General features: G+C 36.0%; 14 protein-coding genes. 1 reads left to right on the top strand and 13 read right to left on the bottom strand.

Features of this window, described 5'->3' with window-relative positions:
- The 10 genes from KQI94_RS12085 to KQI94_RS12040 all read right to left on the bottom strand — a co-directional run.
- Positions 1 to 1247, bottom strand: a 1247-nt coding sequence (locus tag KQI94_RS12085) for a GH25 family lysozyme (RefSeq protein ID WP_002369101.1), incomplete at its 3' end; no start/stop codon positions are given.
- 319 nt (positions 1248 to 1566) lie between these two features.
- Positions 1567 to 2409, bottom strand: coding sequence for a LicD family protein (locus KQI94_RS12080; RefSeq protein WP_002369100.1), 843 nt, complete (start codon positions 2407 to 2409; stop codon positions 1567 to 1569).
- A gap of 15 nt (positions 2410 to 2424) precedes the next feature.
- On the bottom strand, positions 2425 to 3258 hold the full coding sequence (locus KQI94_RS12075; protein ID WP_002369099.1) for a glycosyltransferase: 834 nt from the start codon (positions 3256 to 3258) through the stop codon (positions 2425 to 2427).
- Between the two features lie 120 nt (positions 3259 to 3378).
- Positions 3379 to 4776 carry a sugar transferase gene (locus KQI94_RS12070; RefSeq protein WP_002356909.1) on the bottom strand — a complete coding sequence of 466 codons (1398 nt, stop codon included), beginning with the start codon at positions 4774 to 4776 and terminating at the stop codon, positions 3379 to 3381.
- A gap of 105 nt (positions 4777 to 4881) precedes the next feature.
- Positions 4882 to 6183 (bottom strand): EpaQ family protein, encoded by a 1302-nt coding sequence (locus KQI94_RS12065; protein ID WP_024041693.1) that lies wholly within the window; start codon positions 6181 to 6183, stop codon positions 4882 to 4884.
- Between the two features lie 28 nt (positions 6184 to 6211).
- Positions 6212 to 8215 (bottom strand): hypothetical protein, encoded by a 2004-nt coding sequence (locus KQI94_RS12060; RefSeq protein WP_002390225.1) that lies wholly within the window; start codon positions 8213 to 8215, stop codon positions 6212 to 6214.
- Positions 8216 to 10357 carry a glycosyltransferase family 2 protein gene (locus KQI94_RS12055; RefSeq protein WP_002364384.1) on the bottom strand — a complete coding sequence of 714 codons (2142 nt, stop codon included), beginning with the start codon at positions 10355 to 10357 and terminating at the stop codon, positions 8216 to 8218.
- Positions 10358 to 10368: 11 nt separating this feature from the next.
- Positions 10369 to 13512, bottom strand: coding sequence for a glycosyltransferase (locus KQI94_RS12050; RefSeq protein WP_002369096.1), 3144 nt, complete (start codon positions 13510 to 13512; stop codon positions 10369 to 10371).
- Positions 13502 to 14719: an ABC transporter ATP-binding protein gene (locus KQI94_RS12045; protein WP_002356901.1), complete on the bottom strand. Its 1218-nt coding sequence runs from the start codon at positions 14717 to 14719 to the stop codon at positions 13502 to 13504. Before KQI94_RS12045 ends, KQI94_RS12050 begins: the two co-directional genes overlap by 11 nt.
- A gap of 12 nt (positions 14720 to 14731) precedes the next feature.
- Positions 14732 to 15526 (bottom strand): ABC transporter permease, encoded by a 795-nt coding sequence (locus KQI94_RS12040; protein ID WP_002356900.1) that lies wholly within the window; start codon positions 15524 to 15526, stop codon positions 14732 to 14734.
- 246 nt (positions 15527 to 15772) lie between these two features.
- Here KQI94_RS12040 and KQI94_RS12035 point away from each other — a divergent pair, with 246 nt between their 5' ends.
- A complete protein-coding gene (locus tag KQI94_RS12035) occupies positions 15773 to 16114 on the top strand; it encodes an EamA family transporter (protein ID WP_002356899.1) in 342 nt (113 codons plus the stop codon).
- Positions 16115 to 16187: 73 nt separating this feature from the next.
- Here KQI94_RS12035 and KQI94_RS12030 read toward each other — a convergent pair whose 3' ends face one another.
- From KQI94_RS12030 to KQI94_RS12020, 3 genes are all read right to left on the bottom strand, one after another.
- The gene (locus KQI94_RS12030; protein ID WP_002356898.1) at positions 16188 to 16538 is read right to left on the bottom strand and encodes a DUF2304 domain-containing protein; all 351 of its coding nucleotides are present in this window, start codon (positions 16536 to 16538) and stop codon (positions 16188 to 16190) included.
- Positions 16538 to 17263, bottom strand: coding sequence for a glycosyltransferase family 2 protein (locus KQI94_RS12025; protein WP_002369094.1), 726 nt, complete (start codon positions 17261 to 17263; stop codon positions 16538 to 16540). The genes KQI94_RS12030 and KQI94_RS12025 overlap by 1 nt, the downstream gene beginning before the upstream one ends.
- 58 nt (positions 17264 to 17321) lie before the next feature.
- Positions 17322 to 17804 (bottom strand): sugar nucleotide-binding protein (locus tag KQI94_RS12020; RefSeq protein WP_216454443.1); only part of this gene is annotated, 483 nt, incomplete at its 5' end.

Genomic DNA, 17804 nt, shown 5'->3' with positions numbered 1-17804 from the left:
CCTATGATATGAACGCTTTGGTTCGCATATTTATCTCCCATACCGATATTAACGATTCCAGGAGCTGTATTCATAATTCCATTAAACACGCCATGTTTTCCTGATTCAGCTGCTGGTTTTACCCTTGCCGTGTAATCATATTGTTTTTCATCTAAAATTACATCATACTGTTTTCCACCACTAGATGTAAATCGTCCAGTGTAATCAGCATTAATATCAAACACACCTACTCCGATATCAACACCTGGAATCGTTAATAAAGAAGACCATTGCCATGCCGCATAACCTTCATTTTTGTGCCATAACTGATCTGCAGTCGGTTCAAAAGGATACTGAGCAATCCAAATATTTTCAGTCCCTAGTTGTGTAGGCGATAAAACTCCTTCTGTAAACCAGGCTGCCATTGAATAATGTAATACATTCGTAAAGCCTCTTGCTTTTAATTGATTAGCAAAAGCAATTGAATTAGCTGTCAATTGTCCATTATTCATGCTACCTTCTTCTGCATCATTAATCATTAAAGTATCTTTTGGTAATCCAGTATTAATTGCTGTATCGGCAAAGTAGTTTGCTTCTTTTATTGCCTGATCTTTTGTTGTAAAGTGACTATAGTGATAGGCGGATACTTTTATTCCCACTGCATTTGCATTTTGAACTTGTGCAAATCTTTCTGGATTTTGATAAGTTGTCGCTTCGGTCATTTTAACGACCACTCCGCCTATCCCATAACTTTTCATAGTTTGATAATTTGCTACACTTAAACTACCATTCCAAGAAGATACATCGATAAAGTTTTTAGGCGGACGATTTGCCTCTGTTATGCTAATAGGATCACCGTAGGCATATGCGGCTCTTTTTCTTCTCGTTCCTTTCATTCCTGATCCCATAGGTTTGTTCATATCCTCTGTTATTACGATTTCGTCTTCATCTTTCTTATTAGCTTCTGAAGAACTAGTCGTTTCCGAAGTTTCTTCAGTATCTGTTGATTGCCTAGTGTCTGTAGCACCACTCGTGTCCAAACTATTTTTTGTTTCCGAAGGAACTGATGATAAGGTGCTAGAAGAACTTTCTGTCGAAGTTTCCTCACTAGATGACGTAGAGTTTAGTGTTTCTGCTGTATCCGCAGAAATTACTTCTTCTGCACTTTCACTACTTGATGCATCGATTGCATACACTATTGATGAACTAGGAACCAATGTTGTCAGCATTAGCATTGTAATAACAGATATTTTATTTATTCTCTTCATTATTTATTTAACCCTTCTTTTTACGTATTCTTTACAATTAATCCTCATTTAATTATAGTATGTAAATTTTACTTGAAACCAACAATTTTTTACTTTTCAAATTGAAATTTCTCAAAACTGATTAGAATGAGCACTAGTTTCAAATAATTTTCTAATAAATTTTAGCTTACGTCAAGAAAATCTTGCTAACTTTTTTTTACTATTTTGTTTCTAAACTTTATCTTTTTATTACATTGATTGTGTTATTTATTTTTTTACAACAAAATGCTGAACGCTATTTATAGATAACGTTCAGCCTCAGTATAAATAATTGAAGTTTTTAAAGATATTCTGTATACGATTTTTTAGTATCAACAATTAGCGCTTCATGATGAGGTTGACGATCTTCCTCTGGTGGCAATTGCATATAATCCCCAAAAACCTGTGTTAAGTAGCGCTTGTAGCCCACTGGTATTGGCATTTTTGTATCTTCAAATGGAACAAAAATAGCAGATTTAAAATCTTCTAAATGATAAATATTGCCCATGTAGCGTGGTCCGACACACAATTCTGTGACATAAGGAGTTGAACCAAAGGAATACTTGGTCATTCTTTTTTCAGCGAAGCGCCAAATATGATAGCGAATTTTGCTTGAAGAAAAAATCCCTAATAAAACCTTGCTTCCTGTAGCCATCAGACCACCATGTTTTTCTGGAACAACTTGCGAACAAAATAACGCATAAATCAGTGCCCAAAACTTTTGAATTTTTCTTCGCAATTTCCCTTCTGGCGCACCATCTAACGGAAAAATATCAATTGGTAAACCATGAGGGATATCTAAATCCTCTTGATAGGGTTTAATAAAAGTAGTGGCAGTATCCCTAATAGTTATAAATGAATTATGATCATTATATGTTTTAGAAGCAACTAATAATGGATATCTATTTATGTCTGCTTTCTGCGGCCATAGCTTTTTTAATTTTTCATAGTCTGGTCGTGGCATAAAAAAATCCAAATCATCATCCCACGGAATAAATCCTTGACTGCGTACAGCACCAATGCAACCACCGCCACAGAAATAACATAATAAATTATTTTCTTGACAAAATTGAACAAAATATTTGGACATAGTTAATGTTACAGCCTGTATTTCTTTTAAATCTGTCTGGGTCATCTCTTGCATAATTTTACCTCAATCTTAATCATTATCTTTCCTTAAAAACTTCTCATAAAATTTACCTCGTAAATTATTCGGCATCAAACTTACGACAACATGTGCACTGGAACTCACAAAAAAATCTTTAAAACTACCAAGTCCTGCTTGATAGATTGCTTTGCGTCCTTTTAGTCCTGACTTAAAATACTGCCAACCACCACGCCGTGCGTACATATCACTACCTGTTCGAGCATAGACTAAATGTTCAGAAAGGTTCTGTGCTTCCTTTCCTTTTTTCAATAACCGCACCCACAAATAATAATCTTCAAATCCTGACATTGGCAGATAGTTACCGACCTCTAAAATGTCTGACTTCTTATACATGACAGTCATATGATTAAACGGGTTTCTTCTTTTGGAAAATTCACGAATATCCTCATTAGAATGGGGAAGGTTACGATAACCCAAAACATTTTCTATGTTCCCGTCAAATTCGATAATGTTAGAACCGGTAATGACCAAGTTAGGATTTTTTTGAAATAATTGCCACTGCTTTTCAATCCGATCCGTCTTCATAATATCATCTGCATCCATTCGTGCAATCAGTTCATTACGACAAGCTTTAACCCCTTCTGCCAACGCTTTACCTAAACCAACATTTTTTTCTAGAGGTAAAACATGAAGCACTTCTGGATACGTTTCTTTATATTTATCTACAATGACTGTCATTTCTTCAGTTACAGGACCATCTTCTACTAATACTATTTCATCGACTTTTACAGTTTGATTAAAAATACTGTCTAAACATGCAATAACATATTCAGGACGCTCCTTTATATAAATGGAAAGTAAGACACTTACTGGTACCTTTTCCATTTCTTCACCCCTATTTCTTTTTTCATCCACGCTTGTATATTTTTACATAGAATACCTGATTTTTCAAGCTTTGTTAGAAGTCTCTCTTTTTTTCAAAAAAAAGAGAAGCCATAGCTCCTCTTAACGGTAAATTCTAATAGCATTCTCTTTACAATAATCCATCGTCAATTCTTCACGTTCTTCAGACTCATCCAATCCTCTTGATGATACTTTATCAAAGAGAATTTTGATGGTTTGAAGCAGAATTTTCATATCCAACAGTAATGAATAATTCTTGATGTACAGTAAATCAAAGTTCAATTTACTATTGTAGTCAGAAGCATACTTCCCATAAACTTGGGCATAGCCAGTAATCCCCGCACGTACATTGTGACGTAAATAGTAATTCGGGTTTTCCTGATTAAATTGATCAACAAAGAATGGTCGTTCAGGACGTGGTCCGACAATGGACATATCCCCGCGAATAACATTGATTAGTTGTGGCAACTCATCAATACGTAAAGCGCGCAAGTATTTACCAACTGTAGTGACGCGACTGTCGTTACTTGTAGATAAGACTGGACCTGATTTTGCTTCCGCTGTTGCCGACATCGTTCTAAATTTTAAAATCGAGAACTCACGTTGATCTAATGTAATCCGAGTTTGTTTGTAAATCACTGGTCCCGGTGAGGTTGCTTTGACTAAAATCGCTGCAATAAGCATTAAGGGTGAGGTAATCACAAATAGGCAAACAGAGACTAAAATATCGAATAAACGTTTAATAAAATTCTCTTCTGGTTGAATTTCAAAATTTGAGACTTCGATAATACTTTCATCTTCAAAGTTCATCATGTTTGGTTTTAACATAATTAGATTTTCAAAACTTGTATCTAAAAAGATTTTTTTCTTGTGTTTGACAATTAATTGATACAATTTTACTTTTTCGTTCTCATCAACATTACTTGAAATATAAACAATATCGATTTCATCGATAATTTTTTTTAAGTTTTCATAGTAATTGCTGACAACAACGCTCGTTACTTTATGCTTGTTATTTTTATCAGACATAAAGTTTTGAATTGACCGCATAACTTGATTTTCTTTACCTAGTAAAACAACTTTTCGCTCATTGCTGACCTTTAAGTAAAGATAATAAACAAGAATTCGCCAAAGACTTAGAACAATAATTCCGATTATAAAGGAATATCCTAAAACAGAACGCGGGAACGTAAACCAACGTCCGGCAAATGTCACAATCATAATCGTTAAAGTCATTAAAATTTGACCAATCACCGTGACAAAAATGATGTCACTAATTTTGCGATTATAAAAAATATACGCACCTAACAACAAATTCAAAAAGATAAAAAAGATTGAAATGTAAATTGCAGATTTTTCATAAGCCACAAAGTTAAATGAAGGAATTTCTCGGCCAAATTTCACCATAAACCCTAAGATGATTGATAAATTATAGAGCAAAACGTCTGCTAAAATAATTACAATTCGTCTTGCATTACTCCATTCACTTTTTGATGTCATTAAAAACTTCCTCTCTTCACTTCCAGTAATTACATTATTTGTAATAACATGCAACCCCTATATTACCATAATGTCAGCGGACAAGAAAGTTCTATAGGATGAAAATTATCTGCGATGTCTTTGGACACGACTTAATTCTTCAGGTTGGTCCCAGCCCTCTTCGTCAACAGGTGCTATCGGGCGCTCTTCATTGCTAACAGGACTTGTTTGTTTCATTCGTTTTCTTCTTTTAGGCGTCGTTGGTCTTTCATGTCTTCCTCGTTTTTTCTCTGGCCGGAAGTAGAAGGCTAGCCCAAGGAAACTATAAACAATCGGCATCCAATGAGGCGCTAATAAAATATCTTCCATAAATGAATGAATCCAGATTAAAAGGAAGCCTAAAAGTAAACTAACTTGCAAACGATCCAATGTTTTTTTGCGGAAACCAATCAATAAAATCATACTGACTAAAAAACCAAATAAAATCAGATAGCCGATGACACCAAAATTACTTAACGTAAATAGAAAAGCATTATGTGTCCCCAGCGGTTTCCATGAGGCCACAAAAGGCTCCATACCGACTTTAATATGTTGAGGATCAGATAACCATTTAGCAAAAAACTCATGCCAAATTCGTTCTCTTCCTGTAAATAAATCCACAGTATCCGATTCCGCACATAAGTAAAATAACAATGGTCCCAATGCAGCTACTCCGACAAAACCAAACAGGCAAACTTTCGAACGTTGCAAGAAACGTTTTGGTAAAAGATTATCCACCAGAATAAAACCAACTAAAATGGCAAAAGAGGTTTTTGATTGACTGACCCATGTACCTAAAACACCACCAATGTATACAGGTAAAAGCAGCAGGTTAAAAACCTTATTTCTATATGCTTTGATCAAACTACTGGCCATCATTGTTGAAAACATCAATGTTGCACCAATCGTATTGGTATTAATCCAAATACTTTCTAGTTTATTTGATTCTTTAAAAATTTCGTCTGCTGGAATCAACTGAGGCAACTCCACGGACATCCGATACAAAGTCGCACTCAAAGCAACTAAAGAGACAATTAATAAAAGCGTTTGATCCACACGGTCAAAGACACAAACTTTAAAACAAAGGACCAACAAAATAATTAAAGGAATCATTGTATCTGTTTGCATTGTGCTATGACGGATTGATTCCGTAAAGTGAAACAAGAGCCAGGTGGCTAACGCCAACGCAACGGTTAGCCAGTCAATAAATTTTAATTTCGTACAATTTAATAGCAGTACAAGTATTACTGCTATTAATAATAAAATTGAACTATTGGCATACATATATTTTGTGACTGGCGCATCAATTCCTACGACCCACATCGTATACGAGCCGATCATTGTAACTAATAAAATAAGTCGACCGATTCTATTCAATACTTTTCCCATATTCAAACCTCATTCCATGAATGAATCACTAGTCGTTTATTCGATAAATATATGCCCCGTTCTGATCAGGTCCATATAATTTTTCAAAATGAATCGTTGGTGTGTCTAACGGTTCTAATGGTTTATAAACGACCGCATATTTAATCCCATATTCTTTTAATTTTTCTGGAGATAAACGAGCAATAATCGCATCTTTTTGCATCAACTCTAAAACAGGGGCCTGATTTCCTACTTCAACATTGATGTGCGCATAGCGATTATAAATAAATGTGTCTTTTCCTTTTGGATCTAATGGTTTCCAAGCCTCTAAGTCAGGCGTAAAAGCAACACCGTTAAATGTATGCACACCTAACATTGGCAAATAGCCATACATCAAGCGTTCGCCCACCCACAATTGGTTGGGGTCTTTTTTGTTAATTTCTTCCACTTCTACCGCTAATTTTTTACCATAGACAGCAGAAACGCCTCGAGAAATTGGATTAACAAAGGCACCAGAAACCATAATGATTCCTAATAAGACAAGGACAAATAACGTGCGCCAACGTTTAAATAAAGCAACAATTAAAACGGTAGCGACAACTAAGACACCAATGATGTCCATTCGTGTAACGTATAACCGTAAATTGCCCGTATATAAAACAAAGAAATACAGAACAACATTTAGTCCTAGCGCCCCTAACCAGGCCATCATTGGAATTTTTGCTTGGCGATTCCATAAATAATCGATGAACCATAAACTTAACAACACAGCGGCAAACCCAAAGGATAACATCGCCCGTTGTTCTGGCACATAAGACCACAATGTCAACTTAGCAAAAATTGTTGGAAATTGAACGCTCATCCAAACTAAGTTAAATAAACAATACACGAATAAGACAAAACCGTAAATGTTTTCTTTGATTTTTTTATAAAAAATAAATGGTGAGAGCGGCAAAATAACAAAAAATAATTGATAAAAACTACTGATTTCCGAATTATTTGAATATGGAACATCTTGAAACGGCATTTTCCAATTTGTTAAAAATAACAAAATATCGCGTTTAGGCATATCTCCACCTAAACTTACCCGTTTTCCTGGATAAGCGGTATCCATTACTGCTTTTAAGGAATCCAATGAGCCATATAGCGATCCGCCAACAATAATCGCCGTAATCAAGAGTGCCCCACCTATCAGGACCCCATCCCACTTATCCAACTTAATTTTTTCACGAAATTCTAAAAAGAATAAAATTAAAAATAATAAAATCAAATAACCAAGTGGTACTTGTAACGCAGGATAAATAACTAAAACAAATCCTGAAGCCATAATAACAGCCGTTATCGCACAAATGACACGACGTCGAACACTACTATGATAATAGAAATAATTATAAATTCCCACTAAAAAACCTAAGCCAAAAAATACTAAATCTCCAACTGGCGAGACAAACCACCATTGAAGGGCCGAAGAAAACGGAATCCAAACACTTGCTAACAAAGCTAAATATTTATTCCGCCGTGTGACGATCAAGCCAATTTCAAAAGAAAATAAAATTAAGCCAATTAATTTAAGATTCCAATACCATGATAAGCCATACTCTTTGCCTAATAGTACATAGCCCCACGTAAAAGGTTTCGCTAACGTGGCCAAATTCCACGCTGGCGAATTATAGCCTACCACCATGTCTTGACCATTTAACGTAATCACATCATTATGTGTTTTCAAACCCGTTTGTGTTTGCGACAGACTAAATGGGGTTTGCACGAGCCATTCATCCGAGCGAACACCTCTTGGTTCACCAGCAATTAATGAACTTTTTTGACCATCTGCATATTCAGAAACATACGCATCCCACATGTTTAATGAACTACCATGGACTTTAAAGGCTACCAGTAAAATAAAAATGACTGCCGCTAGCAGATAGCGCCAGCGTAACAAATGATCAACCAAGCGAGCGCTCTGCTCAGCTTGGTTGCGTAATGGTTGTTTTTCTTTTCTTGTAGTTAGTTGTTGTTCCATCTTTTCGCTCCATTTCGTCATCCGCAATTGCATCTAGTCAATTCGTAATGAAAAGTTGGGAATATCCCTTGTCAGATTAGGATTATAAAATGGATCATTTTCAATTAAAGGTCCCCATTTTTCTTCCATCATCACTTTTTCTTGTTCAAAACGTTTTTTCTTTTTGCCTTTATCATCATATCCACGAGTTTGAGATTCAAAATGATAAAGCTCTGCTTCATGAAGCCAGACATTGTCACGTCCTAAAGCTTGGACTTTCAAGCATAAATCAACATCATTGAAAGCTACGGTAAACGCTTCTTCAAAACCACCAACTGCATCAAAATCTGCTTTTTTCATAAGTAAGCATGCGGCAGTTACTGCTGAATAATTAACATTAATAGCTAACCGACCAAAATAGCCTAAGTCACCATGGGGATAACCATAATGACCATGTCCAGCGACACCACCTAATCCTAAAATAACGCCTGCGTGTTGGACCGTATTATTTGGATACAATAATTTCGCACCTACACAGCCAATCCGTTCTTGCTGAGCAAATGAAACCATCAAAGTTAACCAATTCTCTGTAATCACTTCGGTATCATTATTTAAAAATAATAAATACTCTCCGTGCGCTTTTTTCGCTGCACGATTGTTAATAGTTGAGAAATTGAACGGAATATCGATTGATTCAACGAAAAAGCGGCCAGGTAATTGTTGTTCAAATTCTGCATACAATTCGTGCATTTTTGGATCTGTACTTCCATTATCAGCCATAATAATCTCGTAATTTTGGTAGGTTGTTTTTTCAATAATCGATGAAACACAACGTTGTACGTCTTTGTAGCCATTTTTAGTTGGAATAATAATTGAGACTAACTTTTCAGATTCAATGTCATAATAAACATCGTATAAGCCATTCGCCGCCCCATGCGTTGCATGACCATTAATACCTCGACGAACGAGCGCATCTTGCACGGCTCTTAGCCCCGCTTCAAAAGCATAACCTTTGGAGCCCTGATCCACTGCTGTTGAGGTTGGCAGCATCCGCCAATAGTAAAGAACTTTTGGAATATGTGTGATGCGTTCTTTTGTCGTTTTTTCAGTAAATCTTAAGACTAAATCGTAGTCTTGAGAACCTTCGTAACCTTTTCGAAAGCCGCCAATTTCTTCTAGAATACTCCGACGATACACGCCTAAATGCGAAATGTAATTCGTTCCTAAAAGTAAATCAGGTGACCAATCTGGTTTAAAGGCTGGATCAGAACGATTTCCATCCATGTCAATCTTATCTTCATCACTATAAATTAAATCCAGTTCTGGGTTTTCATTAAGCACTTTAACCACTTCATAAAAAGCATTGATCGCTAATTCATCATCGTTGTCTAGTAAGGCGACAAATTCTCCGGTAGCAATCGCTAAAGCAGAGTTGGTTGCTTCGGAAATATGACCATTTTGTTCACGAAAGACGACCCGAATTCGCTCATCCAATTGCTGGTACTCTGTTAAAATCTTTTTGACATTGGGATCTGTTGAGGCGTCATCGGCCATACATAATTCCCAATTAGTATAGACTTGATTCAAAATAGAATCAATGCACAACCGAAGCCATTTTTCTTCAACATTATACACTGGCATCGCAATGGAAATTTTAGGTTGATAATGAAATGTTGCGATTTCTTGTGTCATTGCTTCTATGTCTAGCACTTCATTTCTAGCTAACCAGTTAGGGTACGAAGCTTGATTTCTCAGTTTCTCAATTTTCGCTCGTTGAATGGTATGAGAAATACCATTTTTAGCCATATATTTAAATCCTTTTTTGGCTTTTATCCAGAGACGAGTCACTTTATCTTCTGTCCCTGGAATCACTGGATATTTTTTATTCAAGGGAAAATCCACCGTTACAACATGTGCTGATGATTGAAAATGAAAAGGGAGTACTTTTTTTTGTTTAATTCCTTCAAGTGTAACAACAAAGCCAGCTTCAATCGCAGGCTCTGTTTGATAAATTTGATTAACATCTTCACGTAAAACGCGCTGAATGTTATAAGCGGACACTTGGTTTTCATTATTAATTGTGAAAGTTGGGCTTTCTTTAGTGATTGTATCCAACGCCCAACCTGTAATGGTTAAATTATTTGTTGTTTTGTCGCGATAGATACTATCAAAGATCACCTTAATGTCTTCATTCATGTGCATTCTCCTTATAGATGTTTCGGATTTCGGTAGGGATCAACTAAAGTTTCCGCGGTCCATTTTTCCGCAAGTTCTTTATAAGATCCTTTTTTATCATGGTTTTGCATTTTTTCGTCTGCTTTCAAAATTGCATAGGACACATATACATTTCGTTTACCAGCGCTAGCAAATTGTAACGATAAATCGACACCCATCCACTCTTTTCCTAAGCTTTCGTTAATTCCTTCTAAATTTAGGTAAAGTTGTTTGTTGAATAGTAAGCAGTCTTCAGTTGCTGCTTGAATATTTCTTGGTAAAGCAATTCTGTAATAGTAACCTAAGCTTTTACCAGGGGTGCCTTTTTCGGGATAAAGTAATCGACCTTTGTCTGTATCAACTGATACTCCCACCGTTTCCACGCGATAGCGTGCGTCAACTACGCGGCCAGTCACTAAACCAGAGGTCTCTTGTTGACCAATGTTCATTAACTCTTTTAACCAATCATTTTTCGTTGGTACCAATCCAGCATTTAATAAAGCCACATATTCTCCCTTAGCAGCTTGAATCATGCCATGACGAGTTTCTGTTGAAACATAACGAAGACGGTCATTTTGGATATTTATTTGATTCTCGAAGCGTGCAGGCAATAGAATTTCATAATTTGTATAGGCAGTTTTTTCTAATAATTGACGTAAGTAACTACTCATATTCTCTGTATCATTCGTAATAATCAATGATACCATCGGCACATGATCATAAAGATAGTTAATTTTATAGGAACCATAAAATTCGGCAATCTCTACTTGTGCTTTTAAGCCACGGCGTTCCGTTGCCGCTTGGACCGCTTTTTGACCAGCTACATAGGCGTAACCTTTGCTTTCAGGGTTTAGAGCAGTCGATGATTCAATGGCACGCCAATGATACATCATACCAGGAATATGCTTGATTTTCGTTGCTTGTTCCGTTGCTCGTAATACGAAATCATAGTCTTGAGCGCCGTTATATGCTGAGTTCAATCCGCCTACTTTTTCTAATAAATCACGTTTCACAACAACAAAGTGTGTAATGTAATTATGGTTTAAAATCAGTTCTGGATTCCAGTCCGATTTGTAAAACGCGTTGAAGCGACGACCATTTTCTGTAATTTTATCTTCATCAGTATAAAGAAAATCAATCGTTGGGTCTGTATTTAAAGCTTTGACCACTTCATATAATGCTTGTGGCGCTAATTCATCATCGTTATCCATGAAACCAACAAAATCGCCAGTAGCAATCGACAAAGCTGAGTTAGTTGCTTCTGAAATATGTCCGTTTTCTTCGCGATAAATAACTTTGATTCGTTGATCTAGTTCTTTATATTTTTCTAGCATGGGCTTAATATGTTCGCTTGGCGATGCATCATCTGCTAAACATAACTCCCAATTTTCATAGTACTGATTTTGTAAAGAAGAGACACATGCTGCAAGCCATTTTTCTTCGACATTATAAACAGGCACAGCGACAGAAATTTTAGGCTGAAATTGGAACGTTTTAATTTCCGCTAAAACTGCCTCCACGTCAACAGGGGATTCTGCTTTTTCTTGTCGTTTAAAGTACCACTTCACTGAGCCCATCAAACCACGTGTCTGAATCGAACGCCATGCTCGATCAAATTTCGTGCCCGGTTGAACCATGTTTGGACGCTCCACCACGTATTGAACCTTCTGGCCTGATTTGGTATCAATGTTTAACGTGTAGGCTGGTAAATCTTCTGGATCTTTAATCGTAATGACAAAACCATAATCTTGATCGCCTTCTAATTCAAACATATCAATAACATCCCGACGATATTCTGTTTCCACCGTATAAGTGACTGATTCACTAGCTTCTGCAATACTGAATCTTAGCGGATAATTTGTTTGTTTGTCATACGCCCACCCTCTGATAACAGAAACGTTATTTTCTACATCGCGAGCAATATCATCGATGGTTAAGTTAATCATTTTATCAAATTTAGTTAACGTGATTCGTTTATATTTTCCAGTAGGCATAGGGGCTGTCTCCGTCTGTTTATTCATTTCTTCTAAAAATTGATTTCTTTCATCTAACAATGCATGAATAAAGGTATTTTCACGTTCTGAATAGTTGCCTTCAAAGAAATAATCAATGTCTACTGTCAGGTCTTTGCCTGCCATTTGTGCATCGGTTACTTCGATTACAGGGACTTGCGTATCTAAGAAATAATAGATATTCTCTTGTACCAGAAAAGCATTCGTGGCTGCGACTGGGACTGTCTCCCCGTCTATCGTCATGGATAATTTGACAATTGCCCCCGTTAAACTTGGGAATAATTTTATCAGTTGGACGTCTTCTGGTATCTTCAGTTGGAACTGTTTTGTTTCAGGTTTTTGTAAATCAACTGGTTGATCCAACTCAGTCTCTTTTTCTTCGCCGCAATTAATTAAAATATGAACGTTTTTTTCATTGTATGAATTTACTGGTGTCACTCGCTCTGGCTGTTCTACTGGTTCAGCAGTCAAGGCAAAAAAGTACTGATACACTTCGCCAAAGGGACGCGCTTTAAAAGCTGCTTGTACTTCTACAGGTAACGCTTCATACGTCGTAGGAATTTCGTTGTAGCCAACTTGATTAAATGTAAAATCTTCTTTGGCAATGTATAAACCAACTTCTGCAAAAACTTTTTCAAATCCTTCTTGTAAATAGAATGATTTATGCGTAGCATCCAACAGCCCAGTTTCATTCCACGTTAAACGATTATTAAATAAATCAATTAAGACAGAATTATGCGCCAAATTAGGGAAAGTGATTAAGATTTGACCGCCTGGTTTTAAAAACGGTTTGACTTTTGCTAAGGCGCTTTGAGGATTCATTAAATGTTCCAACACATCTGCAAAAACGATATAATCAAACGTCTTACCAGCAAAGTATTCGACCCAATCATTTTCATCAATATTGCCATAAAAGGCATCTGTTGAAAATTGACTGACATGATCATAAAGTTCTTTGTCTAATTCAACAATTGAGACCTGGCACTTTTTTTCTTCCATCAAATAGCTAGTCATTCGCCCATTACCTGGACCAAATTCCAAGACATCACTATTTTCTTTGATTTGTGCTACGATTTTCCCAACACTGGTACTCTCGTCTGTTTCCATTTCAAAATCATACTTCATCTTTTGTCGTATCCTTCCATTTATGATCTAAGATGACAATTCCTTCTCCGGCATAACGACCGGTAATAAACATCGTCACGTATTTTGTTTTGTAGACTAATGGGACTGTTGCATGTTCCTCAAAGAAAGCAATATCAAAATAATATTCACCTGTTAATAATGACATTTTTTCATATTCTAAATAAAAAACATTCCGTCCTTTTTTCCAAGGAATTTGCACGCCATCTAATAACGTATTTAAGCCACAGACATAATGATTGTCCACTGTTCGAATAGCGACCCCGCAAACAGGCTTCTTAATTTGGTCGTTTTTGACAGTATATTCAATTTTTACAATCACTTTTTCATCTTGCGTTACCATTTCTAATGGTTCATAATCCGCGTTTAAAAGTTCCGCATGATCCACTTCAATAATATCTGGTGTTGGGGTTTCATCTTTCATGGTCGCTTCGCGGTCAACTGTTTTAATTGATTTCTTTTTCAAAAAGTTTTCGTAATTGGTCGTCACGTCCATCGTATCTCCATATTCAACGACTTTCCCGTGTTGCAACCAAAAAGTTCTATCACAAAAACGACGGATGGAGTTTACATCGTGAGAAACAAATAAAATTGTTTTACCAGAATTTTTAATTTCCGTAAATTTTTCCATACATTTTAATTGAAACTCTAAATCCCCGACAGCCAACGCTTCATCGACAATTAAAATATCGGGATCCACGTTAATAGCTACCGCAAAAGCCAAGCGGACAAACATACCACTAGAGTATGTCTTAACTGGTTGATACAAATGATCGCCGATGTCAGCAAAATCAATGACATCTTGGACACGCTCTTCCATCTCTTCTCGGGAAAAACCCAAGACCATTCCATTTAAGAAAATATTTTCATATCCTGAATATTCAGGGTTAAAACCTGAACCTAATTCAAGCAACGCTGAAATTTTCCCATTAATCACCATGGACCCGGAGGTTGGCGTTAATACCCCTGTAATAATTTTTAACATGGTTGATTTTCCAGAGCCATTTTCGCCGACAAAGCCAATCATCTCGCCTTTTTTAATTTGCATCGTGACATCGTCTAACGCATAAAACAAATCGTGGTAGGATTTTTTGGTTGGACTAAGCGCTTCTTTAAACCGATCGGACGGCTTTTTATACATGTTGTATGTTTTGGTAATATGTTGGATATCGATTGCATATTCTGACATGTCGTTCTCTCCTTATAGTACATCTGAAAAATGTGGTTTTAAGCGTCTAAACACGGTTGAGCCAATTAATAGTAAAACAATAGTAACTCCCCAGAAATATAAGCTATATTGCCAATGTTCCCAGAACCATGCACCGCCTAAATAAGATTCGCGGTATCCTTGAACAATATAATATAATGGATTGATTTTTAAGATTGTCGCAATCATTCCAGTTGGTTGCCATAAAATTGGCAATGTCCACATAACTGTTTGCATAATGATATTGATAAATTGCATAATATCAGGTAAAAATGGTTGTGTTGAAGCAGTAATCCACGTAATTGCTGTTAAAAAGACTAATAAACAAGCTAAGTAGTAAATTAATTGCAAACTGTACAGACTTGGGTAATAACCGTTAGCTGTAGTAATTACAAAACCAATTAGAATGAAAAACAAGTGGGTGTACAAGTTCGATAAAATTTTAGACGTTGGTAAAATTTGTACATTAAACACGACTTTTTTAACTAAATAACTATATTCACGAAACACATTCGTGGCTGATAATAACGAATCTGAAAAGAAGAACCAAGGTACCATCCCTGTTACTAAATAGACAATGAACGGCATATTGTCGCCTGCTCTAGAACGAAGGCCTACAGAAAAGACAAACCAATACGTCAAAACAGTTACTAATGGCGTTAAAAACGCCCAGACAATTCCTAGTGCTGAACCAGCATACTTGGCCTTAAAATCATTAAATGAAAATTGTAGTAACAATTTTTTGTTCTGAAAAATATTCTTGAAAATTGAAAATGTTTCTTTAAACATATACTTATTCCTTCCGTAATAAACTATTTTTATCTAAAATTTTTGAATACAAAAATGCCATTTTAAACAACATTTCTATTTTATCGATAAACGCCTAGCTTTTCAATAGTAGACCCCTTTTTATAAAGAAAAATTTAACTGATTTCGCTATATTAAAAAATCTTGTCCAATTTTTAGGAGATTATGCTACAATAATGGAGGTCTTGCATTTTTTGCACGGAAACTATTTTTGAGAGAAGGGAAATTATGGTTCTTTTTATTATTTACGTATTTCTGTCTTCTGCTGGTCTGGTCTTATTTAAACTAGGTTCTAGCAGTTTGAACATCCAACTCCAACAAACAATCTTTTCAATGAATATCTCACTTATATCTTTATTAGGTTTATTTTGTTATTTAATTAGTTTTATTTTATGGATGTTAATTATTAGTCGTTCCGATGTTTCTTACATTGTTCCTTTAGGCGTTGCCTGTACAAACATCGCTATTTTAATTGCTTCAAATCTTATTCTAAAAGAGACAATTACAACGAATGCCCTTATTGGTGCTGTGGTTATTATTGTCGGCATTGTGATTATGAATCTTAAATAAAAAAGATCGCTATTCATTGAGCTGACCCTTAAAAATTAGACTTTCAGGTCCAACTTTTAAGGGTCACTACACATTAGCGATCTTTTTTATTTTCTTCAGATTTCATGATAGATAATTCCTGCAATAATGTTTTAATGCGATTTTCGTGTTTTGAAATCAACACAGAATTTTTAATTTCCATAATTAAAAGGACAATCACCGCAGCTGATAATAAGAAGTTTGATGTTGTTTCAAACCCAAAGGCCATTGCTAACCATTCTGCCACATGCGGGAAAATAGCAAAAATAATTAAAACAATTGAGATTAATAACCAAATCAAAGCATTTTTTAGGAGAAAAATATTTTTATTAATCCCTCGAATAATGTATAAGAAAAAGCCAATTGCAAATAAAAATAAAGCTAGCCATAACACGGTTGGTAGCATCAATCTCCCTCCTTCATAAAGGCAGCAATCAGAATTGCTGAGCCGACTTCCAGCATATACTTCACAGAAGCCAATGCACGAATCGAAGAAACACCACCAAGCCGTTCCATCATATTGACAGGTCTTTCAACAATCACAAAGCGTTTTTTAATTAAGTGAACAATCGATTCTGGCTCGGGATAATTTGTCGGATAACGCTTTGCAAAAAAAGCAATCACTTTCCGATTTCCCGCTCGATAACCAGAAGTCACATCATAAATTGTTTTACCAGAAGCCATTCGAATACAAAAGGATAACAAACGAATACCAAAACGGCGCATTTTCGTACTTTGAAAAGCCGCTTCGTTTCCAGGAATGAAACGAGAGCCAATCGAAAAATCACATTTATCCTCTGCTAATGGTTCCAGTAAAACAGGTAAACTATTGATATCATGCTGACCATCGCCATCAAACTGAACCGCCACATCATACTCATTTTCTAAGGCATATTTATAGCCGGTCTGCACCGCCCCGCCAATACCTAAATTCAACACTAAATGAATGGCATTAATTTGGTTGGCTTCTAAAATTTGTTTGGTTCCATCTGTCGAGCCATCATTAATTACCACATAATCCAATTCATGTTGAAAATGCGTAACTTCCTGTTTAAATGTTTCAATGGAAGCAATCGTCCGCAAAATGTTTTCTTCCTCATTGTAAGCAGGAATGATTAAAAGTACCTTCATAAAGAGAAACACCTTTCCACTTTTTCTCTAACAAAACCCCTCACTTACACAAAACAATTTATTGTTGAACGTTTTCTAACATTTGTGCTAAGGCTTCTTGCCAAGTAGGAATTTTAAAGCCTAACGCTTCTGTTTTACTTAAATCCATGACAGAATATTGTGGTCTTTGCGCCTTTTGTGGAAATTGAGTTGAATCCACTGGCAGTACTTCCACTTCAGTATCTTTTAAAATTTCTTTAGCAAACTGATACCAGCTACAGCTGTTTTCATTAGACAAATGATAAACACCAAATGGCGCTTTTTCTGCAATAACAAATGCCATAAATTCGGCTAACGTTCTTGTCCAAGTTGGGCGGCCAAACTGATCGTCCACTACCGTTAGTTGGTCTCTTGTTTCCGCTAATTTTTGCATAGTAAAGACAAAGTTATGACCGTATTGACCAAATACCCATGATGTTCGAATAATATAATAGTCGTCCAGGATTTCTTGTACCGCTTGTTCACCTAATAACTTCGTCCGACCATACTCATTTAAAGGATT

The organism is Enterococcus sp. S183_ASV_20, assembly GCF_018919685.1.
In the GTDB taxonomy this organism is placed as follows: Bacteria; Bacillota; Bacilli; order Lactobacillales; family Enterococcaceae; genus Enterococcus; species Enterococcus faecalis.
The sequence above is the reverse complement of the archived record's forward strand: the minus strand, read 5'-3'. Positions and strand labels throughout refer to the sequence as shown.